Consider the following 16,401-nt stretch of genomic DNA (forward strand, 5'->3'; position numbering starts at 1 on the left):
CTGTATATGTCGCCCGCCGTCGCGCAGCTCTCGTCGGTGTCGGCGGTCCCGGGATGGGCGTGGACGCTCTCCGTCCTGGTGGCCGCACTGCTCTCGCTCGGGCTCGCGATCAGGTTCGAAGGCCCCCGCGGTCGCTGGGGCCACGCGCTCCGCCGCCGCTTCGTCCTGGGCGTCCCGTGGGGGACCCTGCTGACGGTCGCCGGCGTCGGTGCGTTCTACCTCCTCGTCCAGGCGGGAGCCACCCACCCGAACGACCCGCTCGCGATCCCGTTCATCAGCTGGTCGTACTTCTACCCGCTCGGGATCGTCACCTCGCCGTTCGCCCACGCGAATCTGAACCACGTCACGTCGAACCTGCTCGCGACCCTGCTCTTCGGACCCATCGCCGAGTACGCGTGGGGGCACTTCCCCCGACAGCGCGGGAGCCAATCGTTCGGCAGTCTCCGGGAGCATCCGCTCGTGCGCGTCCTTGCGGTCCCCGCCGCGGCCGTCGCCGTCGGACTCCTGACCGGCGTCTTCGCCTTCGGCCCCACGATCGGCTTCTCGGGAGTCGTGTTCGCCGTCGCCGGGTTCGCGCTGGTGTCGTACCCCGTCGCGACGATCGTCGCCCTCGTCGCCAGGTCGGTCGTCGGAGTGGTGATGCAGGCGGTGCAGAACCCCGTCACGGTGTCCGGGCCGAGAGAGGTGTTCACCTCGCCGGGCTGGGCCAACGTCGCGATCCAGGGACACCTGTTCGGGGTCCTCCTCGGCGTGGGTCTCGGCGGGTACCTCGCGGCCCGGCGCGATCGGCTGCCCGGGCCCGCGCGGCTCTGGCTCGCGTTCCTGGTCTTCGCCGTCGTGCAGGGCCTCTGGCAGCTCTACGCCCCCCTGGGCGGCGAGCGGTTCGTGCTCTTCCGGGCCGCCGGCGTCGTATTCGTCTTCCTGCTGGCCGCGCTCGTCGTCGCGAGCGTCGCCTACCGCCGACCGGACCCGCTCGTGGACGCGCTCGGACTTCCAGCCATCGACCGGGAACTACCGGTCGACCTGCGGACGCACGAACTGGCGGCGATCGTCCTCGGGGCGCTGGTGGTCTCCCTCGCCCTGCTGGCGGTCTGGTCCGGCTTCTTCGTCCTCGACGAGGGCGTCGACGGCGAGGTATCGGTCGACGGGTACGAGGTCACCTACGCCGAGGGGATCACCGACGAGTACGCGTCCTCCTTCGCCGTCGGGCCGTTCGGCGACGGTGGGACGATCAACACGAGCGGCGTCGTCGTCACCAGCGAGCGCCGGCACATCTTCTACACTGTGGTGGGCAAACGCGAGCTAGCCTCGCGGGGTCGCGCGACGGTCGTCCTCGGGAGCCCGGGCACTCGCGAGGAAGTCGTCGCGAACCGGACGGGCTGGAACCCCGTCGGCAACGACTCCGTCTACGCCGTGTTCCTGCGCCACGAGGGCGACCGCCGGCTGGCCTTCGCGTCCGATCCGTCGACGGCGCGACCGCGGATCGACGGCCGCCACGTCACGTTCCGCTCCGGGAGAGACGGGTTCGGGTTGACCGTCACCGCGGACGGCGATCAGCTAGGACGTACTCCGCTCCCCTCGGTCGGGGCGAACCGCACCGCTGGCGGGTTGCGGTTCAACCGCACGGCCGGGGGCGACCTCTACGCCCATCGGAACGACACGCGGGTGCGAATCGCCGGGAAGCGCTAGGTCCAGTCGATGCGGAACACTTCGGCGTCGATGGTCCGCGACTCGTCGGTGTGGTGGTCGAACTGGTTGGGGAGTTCGAAGGTCGCGCGGAAGGCGTGGGTGACCTCGCCGCCCTCGTCGGCGGCGAAGGCCTCGACGAACTCGTCGCTGCCCTCGTTGTGGATCGAGTAGGAGACGTCCGCGACCTCGGCGGCGGTTTCGAGGAACGCGCGGTCGGCGTGCTCGTTGCCCGCCTGCGCGCCGAACGGCGGGTTCATGACGACTGTCGTCGGTCCGTCCGGTCGGAGCGGGAGACGGGTCGCGTCCGCGCGGAGCCACTCGACGGCGGAGGTCGAGGCGACCTTCCGCTCGTTCTCCCGGGCGGTCGCCAGGGGCGCGGGGTCGACGTCGACGCCGACGACGCGGTCCGGGCCGCGCAGCGCGGCCCCCAGGGCCAGCATCCCAGTCCCGCAACCGAGATCGAGGACGGTCCGGCCCTCGACGTCGCCCTGCAGGTCCGCCGTGTGGACCAGGTGCGCGGCGAGTTCCGGGGGCGTCCGGTACTGCTCCAGCGAGGCCGACGGGTTCTCGAACCCGGCGACGATCGCCAGCCGCTGGGCCAGCCCGCTCTTCGTGCTCATGGGGGCCGCTCACCTCGCTCGTCCGTCCGGCAGACACCTGTGCACATCGCTACCAGTCAGATACACTGCGTTCATTGAAAAGTTTTCGTTTATGCGCAATAGTTATTCCGCCGGTATCGTCCGGGAAACAGTCGGTCCCCCATCGCCCGCTCGGACTTACGACGTAAGCTCAGATCGGGATAACGTTAACAGTCACGGGGTGTGTTCGCACCCGCATGGCAGACGAGCCCCATCCACAGGTACAGGCCGTGCTGCAGATGATCGACGACCAGCCGGTGCCGCCGACGTACGCGGTGTCGGTCGCGGAAGCCCGAGACCAGCTCGAGGCGATGGCGGCGATGCGCGGCGACGCCGAGGACGTGGCTACCGTCGAGGACTTCGAGATCGGCGGCCCTGACGGCGCGCTTCCGGTTCGGCTCTACCAACCAGACGCCGACGGGCCGCATCCGGTCCTGGTGTACCTCCACGGCGGCGGGTTCGTCATCGGGAGCCTGGAGACTCACGACGCGCTCTGCCGGTCGCTCGCGAACGCCGCGGAGTGTGCCGTCCTGTCCGTGGACTACCGCCTCGCGCCCGAACACCCCTTCCCCGCAGCCGTCGAGGACGCCTACGCCGCAGTCGAATGGATCGCCGAGCACGGCGAGCACGTCGGCGTCGACACCGATCGCATCGCCGTCGGCGGCGACTCCGCTGGCGCGAATCTCTCCGCGGCGGTGACCCTCATGACGCAGGACCGCGACGGCCCCGACCTCGCCCACCAGGCCCTGATCTATCCGGCCGTGAATTCGCCGGACGTCGGACCGGAATTCGAATCGTACGAGGAGAACGCCGAGGGCTACTTCCTCGAGACCGAGAGCATGCAGTGGTTCGTCGAGCGGTACGTCCAGGACGAGATCCACCTCCGCAACGAGTACTTCGCCCCGCTGCTCGCAGACGACCTCTCGGGGGTACCGCCAGCCTCGATCGTCACCGCGGAGTTCGACCCGCTCCGCGACGAGGGCTACGCCTACGCCGACCGCCTCGACGACGAGGGCGTCGCGGTCTCCAGCCACCACTACGACGACATGATCCACGGCTTCGCGACCATGATCGGCGTGGTCGACGCCGCCGAGGACGCCGTCGAGGCTCTGGCGGCCGATCTGCAGGAATCCTTCTAGCCCGATCGCGTCGCACCCGAACGGTCGAAGGTTGAAGGCCCCGCTCCCCGAAACGGGACGTATGTGCGGCCGAACCTCCCTCTTCGTCGACCGGGACGACCTCGAGCGGCGCTTCGACGCGCGGATCGTCGCCGACGGCGGCTACGAACCGCGGTACAACATCGCGCCCGGGGACGGCCTGGAAGTCATCGCGAACGACGATGCAGGGGAGATCCGGCGGTTCCACTGGGGGCTGATTCCGTCGTGGGCCGACGAACCCGAGACGGGAATGATCAACGCCCGGTCCGAAACCGCGTCGGAGAAGCCCGCGTTCCAGAAGGCATGGGAGTCCAGGCCCTGCCTCGTCCTCTCGTCGGGGTTCTACGAGTGGCAGGCGCGAAACGGCGGGCCAAAACGGCCCTACCGGATCCACCGCGAGGACGACCCGGCGTTCGCGATGGCCGGGCTCTGGGAGGTCTGGGAGGGCGACGGCGAGAGCGAGGACGAGACCGTCTCCTGCGTGACGATCCTGACCACCGATCCCAACGAGTTGCTGGCGCCGATTCACGACCGGATGCCGGTGGTCCTCCCCGCAAACGAGGAGTCCGAGTGGCTAGAGGCTGGGCCCGACGAACGAGAGGAACTGTGTCGTCCGTATCCCGACGACGACCTCGCGGCGTACGAGATCTCGACGCGCGTCAATAACCCCGGGAACGACGATCCGGGCGTGATCGAGCCCCTCGGACACGAGCAGTCGGGACTGGGCGAGTTCGGGTCGGAGTGACCGTCTCGGGCGACCGAATCGCCGGCCGTCGGTTCCCGTGCGTCACCCGGCCGCGATCGGCGACTCCCGTTCCGAGGCGGTCGCGGTCCCGTTCGTCGGGTGATCGGACTCGTTCATGACGGTCTCGGCCCAGCCGGGCTTCGAGACGTCCTCGACGCCCAGCGAGACCAGGCGATAGGAGAGTTCGATCCGGCCGTCGGGCCGCTCCCAGGTCGCGCTGCCGTTGCGAACCACGCCGCGATCGTCGACCGTCAGCCGGAGCCGACCGGGGTCGGTGTCGTTCGTCGTCGGTTCGAGCGGCGCTTCGATGGTGACCAGACGGTGGCCGTCGATCACGCGGTCGTCGGTGACGGTGAACTCCCCGTCGACGCGACCGAAGGCGGTGGTGAAGGGCCCGGCAGTCGGCGGGACGGCGCCCATCGGGACCCGTCCCTCGACGTTGACCCGTTCCCGGCCGTCGCTGCGTTCGCGCGTGACGGTGTAGCTGTCGTTCGACCAGACGGTGGTGCTGGCCGCGGGGTCGCCGGTGGTCGCGTCAGCGCCGTCGTTGCCCCGTCGATCCCGTTCCACGCGCACGCGAGAGGCGTTGGGAGACGAGCGAATCGACTGGTCCTCCGTGGCGACGACGCTCCCGTTCCTGGAGAGCGTCGCGTTCGTCACCGCGAGGTAGCCGCTGTCGACGAGGATCGAGCGGTGGGATTCGAGGACGGACGAGACGTTGGCCGTCCCGTCGTCTTCGATCCCCGGGATCGTGCGGTTCGCCGGATCGGTGTCGTTCGCTCCGTCGTCGACCGCGGACTCGTCGAGCGCGATGTCCCCGGCGAGCTGCCCCGCCGCGGCCACCAGCGCCGTCCCGGCCGCGAGCACGACCGCGACGGCCAGGGCGGCGAGCACGACGATGCCGACCGTTACGAGTGGCGTCCGTGACACGTTCGATAACAAAAGCCCCGAGGTTGAATGACATTCTGCGTGTCGGCCGCCGACTCCTCGCTAGCTGGTTGCGGGATCCTCGTCGGTTTGGGGTCGAACGCGACACGTTTCGGAGTGATTCATCTTTAAATGAGGGCTGAGAGACGGTGGAGGCATGGCAGACGCGCCCCACCAGCACGCGCAGAACATCCTCGACATCATCGAGGGCGAACCGATCCCGCCCGTCCACGCGCTCTCCGTCGCCGACGCCCGCGAGCAGTTCCGCGGCGCGACGACCCTCACCGACGGCCCCGACGTGGACGACGTCCGGGACTTCGAGATCCAGGGCCCGGGCGGGGCGCTCCCCGTCCGTCTCTACCTGCCCGAGGGCGACGGTCCCCACCCCGTGCTCGTCTTCTTCCACGGCGGCGGCTGGGTCCTCGGCGACGTCGAGAGCCACGACAACCAGTGCCGCAGCCTCTCCAACGCCGCGGACTGTGCGGTCCTGTCCGTGGACTACCGCCGCCCACCCGAGCACGCGTTCCCCGCTGCGGTCGAGGACGCCTACGCCGCGGTCGAGTGGGTCGCCGAACACGGCGAGCAGGTCGATCTCGACACCGATCGGATCGCCGTCGGCGGCGACTCCGCGGGCGGCAATCTGACGGCCGCGACGACGCTCGTGCTCCAGGACCGCGGCGGTCCAGACGTCGTCCACCAGTTACTGGCCTATCCCATGGTCGCCTCGCCGGCGGTGCACGACTTCGACTCCTACGCGGAGAACGCCGAGGGCTACTTCCTCGAGTCGGCGGCGATAGAGTGGTTCGTCGACTGTTACGTGACGGATCGGCGGGACCTCCGCAACGAGTACTTCGCGCCGCTCCTGGCGCGGGACCTCTCTGACGTGCCGCCCGCCACCGTCGTCACCGCCGGTTTCGACCCGCTCCGGGACGAGGGGGTCGCCTACGCCGACCACCTCGACGCGAACGGCGTCCCGACCGACCACTACCACTACGAGGACATGATCCACGGCTTCCTCGGGATGGTCGGCATGGTCGACGCGGCGGCTGACGTCGTCGAACGGATCGGCGTTGACCTCGCCGACGCGTTCTAGTCCGCTCTCCTACCGTCCGCCGGGCCCCGGTCCGGGCCCCTGACCAGGCCCGCGATCAGTTCCCGGTCCTGGTCCCTGTCCTGGACCCCGTTCCGGTCCTGGGCCGCGATCAGTTCCCGGTCCCATCCCCGGGCCCATCCCTGGTCCCGGCATTCCCGGTCCGGCGGGCGTCCGTGCCTCGTCTCGCGCTTCGGAGAGCCAGTCGGGCTCGTCTATGCTCGTCACGCCGACTTGCTCGACGGTGAGCCGGTATGACATCGTCGCGTTTCGGGCCGGGACCTCGCCGGTCGCGTTCACGGCCCTGACGACGCCACGGTCGTCGACGGCGAGCGTGACGTTCCCGGTGGCGTCGATGCTGGGGCCTTCCATCTCGAGCGGCGCCGTCAGCGTGACCGTATCGGGTCCGGTGTCGGCCTCGGGGAGGGGTTCCTCCGCGACGGTGAACTCGCCAGTGGCGTTTTCGAGCGCCAGGAGGACGCTCCCGGGCACGTCCTGTCCGGGACCCATCGCTCCGTGGCCGGCCCCGGCCATCCCGCCGGGTTGCATCGGCTGTGCCGTGCCGTTCGGGCCCTGCTGGCTACCGTTCCCGGCCGCACTCGCGTTCCGCGTCGGCATCGTCAGATACGTCACGTTGCCGTCCCGCACCATGCGGACGAACCGCTCGTCGTCGTCGGTCCAGACCGCGGTCTGTCTCGTCTGGTTGAATATCGTCGTGTTCGTGACGACCAGCGAGCGGTTGCCGGCCGTCGCCGCCGAGGACACGTTCATCGAGTGCGTCATCGTACCGTTCGTCTCGAGGGTCCCGTTCTCGGTCGCCCGGTAGCCCTCCGATCGCAACTCCTCGCTGTGGGTTTCGTATAGCGCCGTCAGGTTGACCGATCCGTTCTCGACGGTCTCCTCGGGGAGGGGCGCGAGCGGGTCCTCCTCGTCCGCTTCCGCAGCATCCGTCGGCGTTTCGTCGGGCGTTTCCTGTCGTGACAGGTCGTCGCCGGCCGCGACCGGCTGCTCGGCTGCCGATCCGATGGCGGCCACCCCGCCGACCGCGAGCAGGACGACCACGCAGAGTATTCCTGTGCGAACCACGGCGGGCGTGCCACGGCCAGCGGTGTAGGCGCTCTTGCCGGCTGGGTCGCCGTCGTCGTAACTCCCCGTCGCTCTCTCGCCTGCCGGAACTCGATTGGTCGCGACCTGGCTACGAGTGGTTTCCGCTCCCTCAGCCGCCCCGCTCGCGCGCGTGCCTCACCAGGTCCCGTGGAAGGTGTCGAAGGAGAGTTCGTCGAGGGGCTTTTCGCCGATCGCGATCTCGTACTCGCCGGGGGTGAGCATCGGCCGCTTGAACTGCGGGCCGTCGTCGGTCGTGATCCGCGGACAGCCCGTGTTGACGTAGGCGTCGAACCCGAAGTTCGTCAGCCGGTCGGGCGTCACCTCGTCCATCGTGATCAGGTAGGCGTTGTCGTTCTCCGCGACGATCTCCTCGGCCTGGTCCCAGCGGCCCTGCCCGATCTTGGTGCAGAAGATGACACCCCACTCCTCGGCGTCCATGGCCTTGTGGACCGAGGCGTAGCGCTGTTTCAGGAACTTCTCGGGGTCGGCGACGGTGACGACGTTGTTGACCGGATCGCCGATGACGACGTGTTTGTCCGGGTGTTCCATCGCCAGCCCGAGGGGGTGGAACTTCCCGCCGCCGACGTAGAGGATCTGGTCGGCGTCGACGTCCGCGCTCGCGTAGTTGCAACCGAGGACCTGCCCCTCGTGGGTCAGCCGGTCGTCGCCGCGGCGGGTGTGGACCTCGTAGCCGCGGTCTTCCAGCCACTCGCGCATCTCCTCGAACTTGTTCATGTGCTGGGCCGTCGTCACGAGCCCGACGTCCGGGTCGTCGTCGGGGTCGGCCAGTTCCGAGAGCGACTCCTCCATGATCGGCGTGACTTCGACGTTCGAGAACAGCGGGACGTAGATGATCTTCTCCGACTCCTTCATCGGGCTGTGGCCGAAGTGGACGAAGACGTCCGTCCGGCGCATCATGTAGGTGTCGAGGTCGCAGGCCCCGTAACAGGGCTGGCCGGAGGTCATGACGGTGACGTCGTCGGGCAACTCGGCGCGCAGGTCGTCGGTGACGGCGCTGGCGCGGCGTTTGAGGCCCTCGGGGAACTGGAGGCCGACCGTCTCGGCGTCGCGTTCGGCGACGGCCTCGGTGATGCGGTCGAGTTCGTAGTCCCACTCCCGGTCGTGTTTCAGGGACATCCCCGTGCCCCGGAGGTCGCCCTCCGAGTAGTTCTCCGACGAGTCCTGGCTCATTGCACCCGGATTACCGCCGGGCGCGTAAAACGCCGACGCTTCGGAACTCGTCGCCGCTCCGCCGGGCAGCTTCTACACCGGCCGGCTCGGTGGGTCCTCCCGTTCGAGTCGGTCGAGATACCGGTAGAGCGGCACCGACACCAATCCGCTCAACAGGACGGCGACGCCGAGGAACGAGACCGCGCGCCTGGCCCCGACCGGGAGCGAGAGCACGGCGGCGAACGGCCCGGACCGGGCCGGCTCGTTCGGGTAGAAACTGGCGACCGGGACCCCGTTGTCGACGTAGCGATCGATCCAGCCGTCCATCCGGTGTCCGGCGACCGCTGCGACGGCGTCCCGGAAGTCGCCCCGGCTGACGGGTCCGTCGTGTTCGTTCAGTCGGCGGACCACGTCGACCATCGAGCGCTCGCCGTCGGTGGAGAGACGGATCTTCTCGTCGAGCAACCACACCACGCGCGCGCCCTTGGTATATGGCACGGACCGGTCGGTCCACGTCGCCGGATCGGCCAGCGTGGCGTGGACCGCCGAGCCGCCGAGGTGCGTGTGCATCTCCGATTCGGTGATCCGGCCCTGCTCGTAGGCCAGCCGCGCGGCGTAGTACTCCGCGCTGGCCTCCCGGAACCAGTGCATCCCGTCCGTGAGGACGAACTCCTGGCGCGTGTGGACGTACTCGTGGAACCAGACGCTGTTGGGGTCGTCGAGCCCGGCGTCGGCGTGGACCCAGCCCTCGTCCCGGCCGGGGAACGACTCGCCGCCGCGCCGGGCGGGCGAGCCGAGCGCGAACAGCAATACGTCGTCGCCGCGGTCGCCCACGTCCAGGCGTTCGGCGGCCGCGGCGAGGGCCGCGGTGAGTTCGTCCGATCCGGCCCTGGTGGTCGTGTCGGCCGGCTGCACGATCCGGATCTGCCCGTCGGCGGCCGAGACGGTCGTCGTCCGCTGCTCACCGACCAGCGCGTAGCGCTGGCCCGCGGTGGTTTCCGACGACCCGAGTAGATCGTCGCCCAGCGGGAGCGTCCGCTCCCGCTCGCCCGCGGTCCCCCAGCGGAGTTCGACCAGCGGGACCGGACCGAGGACCCACTCGTCGGTCGCGAAGAACTCGCCGCTCCCCTGGGGTCGGTCGGCGCCGGACACCGTCGTCCGGATGCCGAGCGTCGCGCTATCTGCCCCGTCGGCCGGTCGGAGCCAGGTCCGTCCACCGCGTTTTCGCACGGACAGCCCCTCGCTTTCGATCACGGTCGCGTCCCGACCGACCACGAGTGTGACGCGCTCGAGGGCCGAGAGGTCCGTGATCGACAGATCGTACCGGAGCGCGTCGGTGGCGCCGACCCGCTCGACGGTCGCGTCCACCGTCGGCCGCGGTTCGCCAGCATCATCGGTTTCCCCGGTCGCACCGGTGTCCTCGATCGCTCCGGTGTCGCCCGATTGATCGGTAGCGACGATCTCTCCTGCACCGGTGATGGCATAGTCCGCGTCCGCGGACGAAGTCGCGTTCCCGCCGCCAGATTCGACGGCCACCGCGGCGCCGGTCCCGGCGCCAGCGATGACAATCGAAATCGATAATAATATCAGTAGGCGGGAGAACGCAGACGGAGTTATCACCGATCCATACACCTCTTGATGGTGTATATGTCTGATCGAATATATCCCTGTCTCTGAGAGTATTGTTATTGATACTGGTACCCCTCGCTCCGCGGCGTCGTGGCTCGGGGACCCGGGTCGGCGCGTGTGCGGTCCGCCGCGGTGGCGTTCGGCAGGTTGAAACCGCTGAAGGTCGTAGCCCACGGCGATGAGCATCGAAACGGAATCCGGCGAGACCGCCAAGTCGACAGTCGATCAGCTGAGCCGCGACCTCGGTGAGGCGATCGCCGACCTGCCCGCCTACCAGCGCTTCGAGGAAGCCAAGGAGGCAGTGGAGAGCCACGAGGAGGCCCAGGAGAAGATCCGCGAGTTCGAGCAGTTCCGCGAGGAGTTCATGCTGGCCCGACAGACGGGCGACGCGACCCAGGACGACCTGCGCGAGCTACAGGCCAAACAGGAAGCGCTCCACGACATCCCCGTCATGGCCGACTTCCTCCAGGCCCAGAACGAACTGGAACTGCGCCTTCAGGAAGTCAACGAGGCCATCTCGGAGCCGCTGCGCGTCGACTTCGGCCAGAAGGCCGGCGGCTGCTGCGAGGACTGAGGCGAAGCCCGCGGTCGAAATCCTCTTTTGCCGGCCCGGCGCAGCCACGCACATGGTACACAGCGACTGGGGCGACTGGCTGCCGGCGGCCGTCGCCGACGCCGATCCCGACGGGCTGGCGCTCTGGTATCTGGGCTGTAACGGGTTCGTCCTGAAGGCGGCCGACGGGACGACCGTCTTCGTCGACCCCTACCTCGGGACCGGCGATCCCCCGCGGACGGTCCGGATGATCCCCGTGCCCTTCGACCCGACCGACGTCCGCGATGCCGACGCCGTCCTCGCGACCCACGAGCACTCCGACCACGTAGACGGCCCGAGTCAGGCCCCGATCCTCGCCGAGACCGGCGCGGACTACGTCGGGCCGGACGATTCGCTGGCCGTCACCGAAGCAGCGAACTGGACCGACCGCTGGGACGTCGACGAGTCGCAGTTCCACGAGGTGAGCGAAGGGGACACATTCGAGGTCGGCGAACTACGGATCCACGTCGAAGCCGCGAACGACCCCGACGCGACCCACCCGGTGTCGTACGTCTTCGAACACGACGCCGGCACGTTCTTCCACGGCGGGGACGCGCGACCGGGCGAGTCCTTCGCCGACATCGGCGAGGCGTACGACATCGACCTCGGCGTGCTCGCCTTCGGCTCCGACGGGATGCTCCCGGACAAGCAGACCCGCGAACCGAAGTACACGAAGTGGTACAGCGACGAGAACGAGATCTGCGAGGCCGCCCGGCAACTCCAACTGGATCGGCTCCTCCCCACTCACTGGGACATGTGGAAGGGACTGACGGCCGACCCCACCGCGCTGCACGATCACGTCAGGAGTCACGACCACCCAAATCGGGTCGAAATCGTCGAGATCGGGGACCGGGTCGACCTGTAATCGGCGATTATCGGCCGGTAACAGTCGCACACCCGGCCGGTGTGTGACTCCTTCGCACGTGTCGAGAAACGGTACGTAGCTTTAATACCGTTGGTAACTCGAACAGTAAACATGAGCGAATCGCAAAATTACGAGGAGGTGACCGTCGCCTCGAACGGGGTTACCGTGATCAAGACGTTCGAGGCCGACGCGTTTCCCGTCCCCGCTATCGCGTTCCGGATCGACTCGGACCGGACGGAGCCGGTGACGGTCAGGCTCGTCGACGACGTCCCGGAGAACGTGGCGGTGGAGGATCTGGGCTTCCACCCCGAGTACGGCAGCGAGTACTGGACCATCGAGGACGACGAGATCACCTTCGAGCGCGAGATCGAGGCCGAAGAGCAGTACACTACCGTCTACGGTATCCGCGCGACGGGCACGGACAACGTCGAGCAGTTCCTCACCGAGCCCGAAATCGACGAGGTCGACCCACCGCTCGAGGACGAGGACGGCGTCGTCGGCGGGAGCGGGAGCGACGTCGTGCGCGACGTCATCTCCGGGAACGCCGACTCCGTCCCCGGGCTCGAGGACGAGGAAGAAGACGAGGACATCGGAACGCTCGACCTCACGGACCCGAACTCCGAGGAAGAATCCCGCCAGGAGGCGGCCGAGGCCCAGGAGGCCGACACCGAGGACGAGGCCGAGGCCGACGACGGCGACGAGGACGAGGATGCGGACGAAGAAGCCGAGGCCCGGGAGGCCGACGCCGAGGACGACGCGGAGGAGGAAGCTGCGGAAACCGAGGTCGAGCAGGAAGCCGAGACGGAGGCCGCCGAGCCGGCCACGGGCACGACGCTCGACGCGGAGAGCGTGGCCGCGGCCCTGGCGACGGAGATCCAGGAGGGCGAGGTGGACGACGACGACCTCGACGTGCTCCGGGAGGAACTGGAGATCGAAGGCGGCGACGCGGGCCCCGGCGGCGCGGTCGAGGCCCGCATCGAGAAGCTCCAGACCGACGTGAGCGAACTCGACGCCTACGTCGACGCCCTCGAAGAGTTCCTCGAGGAGAACGGGACCGGTCAGGACATCATCGAGGGCCTGCAGGACGACGTCGCGAGCCTCGAAGACCAGATCGGCGGGCTGGAGGGCGACATCGAGGACAACAACCAGCAGGTCGCCTCGCTCGAGGACAGCGTCGAGGGGATCCAGAGCGACCTCCAGTCGCTCAAGGGCGACGTGAAGGACGTCGACGACGACGTGGCCGAGATCCAGGGCGCCATCGACGACCTCGAATCGGAACTCGACGACGTCGATCAGGTGGACGACCGCGTCGAGGACATCGAATCGGACATCGTGGAACTCAAGGAGTGGCGCGAACAGCTCAGCAACGTGCTGGGCGCGGCCGACAGCGACTGAAAACCGGACGCGTTTTACTCTCGGACGGCGACCTGTCTCCCAATGACTACTGTCCGCGTCGCCGTCCCCCGGAAGGGGCGGCCGCTGGAGGCCGTCCTCGAACGGCTCGCGGCCCGGACGGACACGGCCGCCCTCGCCGACGACGTCATCTCGACGCTCCAGTACGAGAAAGCGATCACCAAGGATAACCAGGAGGCCGACGCCGACGTCTACGACCGGCTCGCGGCCTACAGCGACACGGACGAACCCTCGGCACCCGAGTACACGCTCCTCCGGGACGACCGCGCCGGGATGCCCCGGCGGATCGTCTTCGACAGCCTCACCCTCCCGCTCGATGACTTCGACCTCCAGCTCGTCGGCCGGGAGGAACCGTTCCGCGCGCTCCGGACGCACGAGTTCGCCCTCGGGTTCGACAGCGCCGACCTCGTCCTGGAGGAGGTCGTCGGCCTCGACCCCGAACCGTTGCGGGAACTGGCCGACGTGAACGACCGGATCGACCCCCGGGACACCGACGTCCGCGTCGTCTCGGGCCTGGGCGATACGGTCTGGCACACGCTGCTCGCGACGCCGGACCTCCGCCGGGCGTACGACGCCGACCTCGACCGCTCGCTGGTCGATGCCTACGAAGGAGACATCTGCATCTCGCCGCGGTACGAGCGCCTGGTCGAGGCCGTGCTCGGGACCGACGTCATCGAAGACGTCGAGTTCACGTATCCCGAGGAGGGCACGATCGAGGAGGCGGCCATCGCGGAGACGGGGATCGGCGTGTACCTGACCGTCACGGGCTCGACGGCGCGGGATCACGGCCTGGAACTGGGCGAGCGCCTGTTCCCGAGCGAGACGGTCCTGCTCGAGAACGCGGCCGAGCGGTCCGCGGCGACCGAGCGAGCCGCCGACCTGTTCGTCGGCGCGGATCTGGAGACGGAACTGGCCCCCTGAGCCGTCAGTCGAAACGAGTAGCGGGTGAGCGCGGTGCGATGGCGGAGAGGACGGCCGACTCGACCTTCCGGAGGTGTTCGCCGACGGTCCCGTCCGAGCGGTCCAGGTAGTCGGCGACGTCCCGCTGGGAGGCCTGGCGCGGCGTCTCGTAGTACCCGATTTCGAGCGCGGCCAGCAGCGTCTCCTGCTGGCGCTGGGTCAATTGCGCGAACAGGCGTTCGGACTCGGGCCGGTAGTCGCCGATCCGCTCGAGTTCGACGTCGATGGTGTCGGGGATGCGGGCGAGAACGTCCTGAAAGGTGTCGGCCTGGCCGATAACGAGCGCCCGGACGTCGCCACGGTCGGTGTACTCGAGGGGCATGTCGAGGATGAGTTCGTGCGTGCGGACGAGCTCCAGCAATTCGGTGAGGGTGTCGGTCGGCTCGAAGTGGGCGTAGACGGTGATGCGTTCCTCGCCCTCGGAGATCTGGTAGTCGATGAGCGCGTCGTCGTCGGCGGCGATCTCCCTGACTCGATCGACGTCACCGGACATCTCGTAGAGGGTCGTGGCCGTGCCGTCGTCGAGCAGATCGAGGTGATGGAGTTGCTCGCGGGTGACGTCCTCGGACGCCGCCAGCAGTTCCTCGGTCGGCGACGTGGGCTCGAGCTTATTGACGACGATCTCCGCGTAGCGCATAGTAGTGACGTAGCGACTCGGAGACATAAACATACGGAGACGAATCAGGGACCCGAATTCGGCACCGTCGAGTCGTGATCGTGGTCGACTTCGGCAGTTCTCACGAACCGGTTAGCCCCAACGGTTGTCGGTTCGCCCGGTCCGGTACGTTCCGAGCAGACAGGAGAACGGGCCCGGCGTCACCGCGTACCGAAACAGGTCCACCCGGCAGTCGTTCCGGTGGTGGCGTCGCTATCGATTCGGTATGGTTGTCTACCTAACACCTCGATCTGTGAATCTCGCCAGAACTCCGATTGAATCGATACGGAATCCGAACGAACCTCTCCGTTTCTGTATCGCGAAATACGGTTTACGAGTCCGGGAGGTGGCAGCAGAATCGGCGATCGTTTACTCGATTATGGATAAACAATCTCGAAAATCCCCCTCACGACCGGTGCTCGAATCTGTGTGACGCGGGCGTTCTGGAACTGGGCGCGGAGCAAGCGCGGCTACTGGTCCGGGACAGAGCTCGGTTCGCCGCCGCCGACGAGTCGGTACGGGAGCGACGCGTACACGAGCGAGTTCTCGATGAGCGCCTCGACGGTCGTGTACTCGTCGACGGCGTGAACGGTGTCCGTGCCGAATCCGAACTCCACCGTCGGAATCCCCGTCCGCCGGAACTTCTTGGCGTCGCCCCCGCCGGTCGCACTCCGGCGGTAGACGTGATCGCCGGACACGGCCGCGGCGGCTTCAGTTACCGCCGAGACGAGCGGACTGGATAGCGGTTCGTACGTCCCGACGCTCCAGGAGACGTCCGCGATCCGGACTCCCTCACAGTCGTCTGCGCAGTCGCGAATGTCCTGGAGCACGTCACGAGTCTCGACGCCCGCAGTCAGGCGGAAGTCCAGGCGAGCGCGCGCCCGTGCCGGGACGCTGTTGACGCTCTCGCCGCCCTCGATGGTCCCGAGGTTGATCGTGGGATACTCGAACAGTTCGCGAGCGGCGGCCTCGCCCATCGCCGGGGCGTAGTACTTCACCGACTCCGCGACGATGGCCGCGACCTCGGCGTCTAGCTCGAACTGTTCCGTTCCGAACTCGCGGCGAACGCGTTCGATGGCCTCGCACAGCCGGTCGATCGCGTTCTCGCCGAGCATCGGGCGCGAACCGTGTGCAGCCTCACCTTCGCTCTCCAGCGTCAGCCACACGCTCCCCTTGTCCGCGACGGTCACGGAGTGGCGGCCGCCCTCGCAGGTGGTCTCGCCGATCACGCACCAGTCGGCGTCGATGCGATCGCTCTCGAGCAGCGCGGGGAGGCCGGGCTCGCCGGCGATCTCTTCGTCGCTCACGAAGGCGAACTCCAGGGTCACCGGCGGTTCCGTGTCTGACTCGGCGTAGGCACTGGCGACGTCCAGCATGGCGGCGAGTGGCCCCTTCATGTCCGTCGCGCCGCGGCCGTAGATCCGTTCACCGTCGCGCTCACCGAGCGGATCGCGCTCCCAGGCCGTCGCGTCGTAGGGAACGGTGTCGACGTGCCCGTTGTACAGCAGCGTTCGGTCCGACGACCCGGGTATCGTCGCGAGAAGATTGGGTTTGACGGGGTCGGTGACGATCCGTTCGGTCACGATGCCGAGCGACTGGAACTCCGCATCGAGGTAGTCGACGATCGCACCCGTCTCGCCGGGTGGATTCGAGGTGTCGAACGCCAGCAGCTCCAGGAGTCGATCGACGAGGGTCTCATCGCGGCCGTCGATGGCGGTACGCAACGCCGTCGGCACGAGCGACATGTCCCGGGACATCCCCAGC

General features: G+C 68.3%; 15 protein-coding genes. 8 read left to right on the forward strand and 7 right to left on the reverse strand.

Annotated elements, in window-relative coordinates:
• Positions 1-6 precede the first annotated feature (6 nt).
• The gene (locus tag U5918_RS00885; RefSeq protein ID WP_335998765.1) at positions 7-1,689 is read left to right on the forward strand and encodes a rhomboid family intramembrane serine protease; all 1,683 of its coding nucleotides are present in this window, start codon (positions 7-9) and stop codon (positions 1,687-1,689) included.
• Here U5918_RS00885 and U5918_RS00890 read toward each other — a convergent pair.
• Positions 1,686-2,309, reverse strand: coding sequence for an METTL5 family protein (locus U5918_RS00890; RefSeq protein WP_335998767.1), 624 nt, complete (start codon positions 2,307-2,309; stop codon positions 1,686-1,688). The genes U5918_RS00885 and U5918_RS00890 overlap by 4 nt on opposite strands.
• A gap of 215 nt (positions 2,310-2,524) precedes the next feature.
• On the opposite strand from U5918_RS00890, the gene U5918_RS00895 reads away from it, so the two are divergent.
• A complete protein-coding gene (locus U5918_RS00895; RefSeq protein ID WP_335998768.1) occupies positions 2,525-3,466 on the forward strand; it encodes an alpha/beta hydrolase in 942 nt (313 codons plus the stop codon).
• Between the two features lie 61 nt (positions 3,467-3,527).
• Positions 3,528-4,229, forward strand: coding sequence for an SOS response-associated peptidase (locus tag U5918_RS00900; RefSeq protein ID WP_335998769.1), 702 nt, complete (start codon positions 3,528-3,530; stop codon positions 4,227-4,229).
• Between the two features lie 42 nt (positions 4,230-4,271).
• On the opposite strand, the gene U5918_RS00905 is transcribed toward U5918_RS00900, so the two are convergent.
• Entirely contained in the window at positions 4,272-5,159 is an 888-nt protein-coding gene (locus U5918_RS00905) for a hypothetical protein (protein WP_335998771.1), read from the reverse strand.
• A 154-nt stretch (positions 5,160-5,313) separates the two neighbouring features.
• Here U5918_RS00905 and U5918_RS00910 point away from each other — a divergent pair, with 154 nt between their 5' ends.
• Positions 5,314-6,249 (forward strand): alpha/beta hydrolase, encoded by a 936-nt coding sequence (locus U5918_RS00910; protein ID WP_335998773.1) that lies wholly within the window; start codon positions 5,314-5,316, stop codon positions 6,247-6,249.
• Positions 6,250-6,258: 9 nt separating this feature from the next.
• Here U5918_RS00910 and U5918_RS00915 read toward each other — a convergent pair whose 3' ends face one another.
• The 3 genes from U5918_RS00915 to U5918_RS00925 form a co-directional block, all read right to left on the reverse strand.
• Entirely contained in the window at positions 6,259-7,332 is a 1,074-nt protein-coding gene (locus U5918_RS00915) for a hypothetical protein (RefSeq protein WP_335998774.1), read from the reverse strand.
• A 156-nt stretch (positions 7,333-7,488) separates the two neighbouring features.
• Complete coding sequence (gene dph2, locus U5918_RS00920; protein WP_335998776.1) at positions 7,489-8,544, reverse strand: diphthamide biosynthesis enzyme Dph2; 1,056 nt, start codon at positions 8,542-8,544, stop codon at positions 7,489-7,491.
• A gap of 72 nt (positions 8,545-8,616) precedes the next feature.
• On the reverse strand, positions 8,617-10,059 hold the full coding sequence (locus U5918_RS00925) for a M61 metallopeptidase family protein (RefSeq protein WP_335998778.1): 1,443 nt from the start codon (positions 10,057-10,059) through the stop codon (positions 8,617-8,619).
• A gap of 271 nt (positions 10,060-10,330) precedes the next feature.
• Between U5918_RS00925 and U5918_RS00930 the strand changes: the two genes are divergently transcribed.
• The 4 genes from U5918_RS00930 (at position 10,331) to U5918_RS00945 (ending at position 13,943) form a co-directional block, all read left to right on the forward strand.
• Positions 10,331-10,726 carry a YlbF/YmcA family competence regulator gene (locus U5918_RS00930; protein WP_335998779.1) on the forward strand — a complete coding sequence of 132 codons (396 nt, stop codon included), beginning with the start codon at positions 10,331-10,333 and terminating at the stop codon, positions 10,724-10,726.
• Positions 10,727-10,778: 52 nt separating this feature from the next.
• Positions 10,779-11,609, forward strand: coding sequence for an MBL fold metallo-hydrolase (locus tag U5918_RS00935; RefSeq protein WP_335998781.1), 831 nt, complete (start codon positions 10,779-10,781; stop codon positions 11,607-11,609).
• Between the two features lie 111 nt (positions 11,610-11,720).
• Complete coding sequence (locus U5918_RS00940) at positions 11,721-13,004, forward strand: hypothetical protein (RefSeq protein WP_335998782.1); 1,284 nt, start codon at positions 11,721-11,723, stop codon at positions 13,002-13,004.
• Between the two features lie 42 nt (positions 13,005-13,046).
• Entirely contained in the window at positions 13,047-13,943 is an 897-nt protein-coding gene (locus U5918_RS00945) for a phosphoribosyltransferase HisG-related protein (protein WP_335998784.1), read from the forward strand.
• A gap of 4 nt (positions 13,944-13,947) precedes the next feature.
• On the opposite strand, the gene U5918_RS00950 is transcribed toward U5918_RS00945, so the two are convergent.
• Both U5918_RS00950 and U5918_RS00955 read right to left on the reverse strand, forming a co-directional pair.
• The gene (locus U5918_RS00950) at positions 13,948-14,619 is read right to left on the reverse strand and encodes a helix-turn-helix domain-containing protein (protein WP_335998785.1); all 672 of its coding nucleotides are present in this window, start codon (positions 14,617-14,619) and stop codon (positions 13,948-13,950) included.
• A gap of 488 nt (positions 14,620-15,107) precedes the next feature.
• The gene (locus U5918_RS00955) at positions 15,108-16,394 is read right to left on the reverse strand and encodes a M20 family metallopeptidase (RefSeq protein WP_335998787.1); all 1,287 of its coding nucleotides are present in this window, start codon (positions 16,392-16,394) and stop codon (positions 15,108-15,110) included.
• Positions 16,395-16,401: the final 7 nt, after the last annotated feature.

The sequence above is a fragment of the Halorientalis sp. LT38 genome (assembly GCF_037031225.1).
Taxonomy (GTDB): domain Archaea; phylum Halobacteriota; class Halobacteria; order Halobacteriales; family Haloarculaceae; genus Halorientalis; species Halorientalis halophila.

What these genes read in the sequence shown, in the direction of transcription:
- U5918_RS00910 (WP_335998773.1), top strand. Translation starts at nt 5,314, where the DNA reads ATGGCAGACGCGCCCCACCAGCACGCGCAGAACATCCTCGACATCATC.
- U5918_RS00945 (WP_335998784.1), top strand. Translation starts at nt 13,047, where the DNA reads ATGACTACTGTCCGCGTCGCCGTCCCCCGGAAGGGGCGGCCGCTGGAG.
- U5918_RS00900 (WP_335998769.1), top strand. Translation starts at nt 3,528, where the DNA reads ATGTGCGGCCGAACCTCCCTCTTCGTCGACCGGGACGACCTCGAGCGG.
- dph2 (WP_335998776.1), bottom strand. Translation starts at nt 8,544, where the DNA reads ATGAGCCAGGACTCGTCGGAGAACTACTCGGAGGGCGACCTCCGGGGC.
- U5918_RS00955 (WP_335998787.1), bottom strand. Translation starts at nt 16,394, where the DNA reads ATGTCCCGGGACATGTCGCTCGTGCCGACGGCGTTGCGTACCGCCATC.
- U5918_RS00885 (WP_335998765.1), top strand. Translation starts at nt 7, where the DNA reads ATGTCGCCCGCCGTCGCGCAGCTCTCGTCGGTGTCGGCGGTCCCGGGA.
- U5918_RS00935 (WP_335998781.1), top strand. Translation starts at nt 10,779, where the DNA reads ATGGTACACAGCGACTGGGGCGACTGGCTGCCGGCGGCCGTCGCCGAC.
- U5918_RS00940 (WP_335998782.1), top strand. Translation starts at nt 11,721, where the DNA reads ATGAGCGAATCGCAAAATTACGAGGAGGTGACCGTCGCCTCGAACGGG.
- U5918_RS00890 (WP_335998767.1), bottom strand. Translation starts at nt 2,309, where the DNA reads ATGAGCACGAAGAGCGGGCTGGCCCAGCGGCTGGCGATCGTCGCCGGG.
- U5918_RS00895 (WP_335998768.1), top strand. Translation starts at nt 2,525, where the DNA reads ATGGCAGACGAGCCCCATCCACAGGTACAGGCCGTGCTGCAGATGATC.
- U5918_RS00930 (WP_335998779.1), top strand. Translation starts at nt 10,331, where the DNA reads ATGAGCATCGAAACGGAATCCGGCGAGACCGCCAAGTCGACAGTCGAT.
- U5918_RS00950 (WP_335998785.1), bottom strand. Translation starts at nt 14,619, where the DNA reads ATGCGCTACGCGGAGATCGTCGTCAATAAGCTCGAGCCCACGTCGCCG.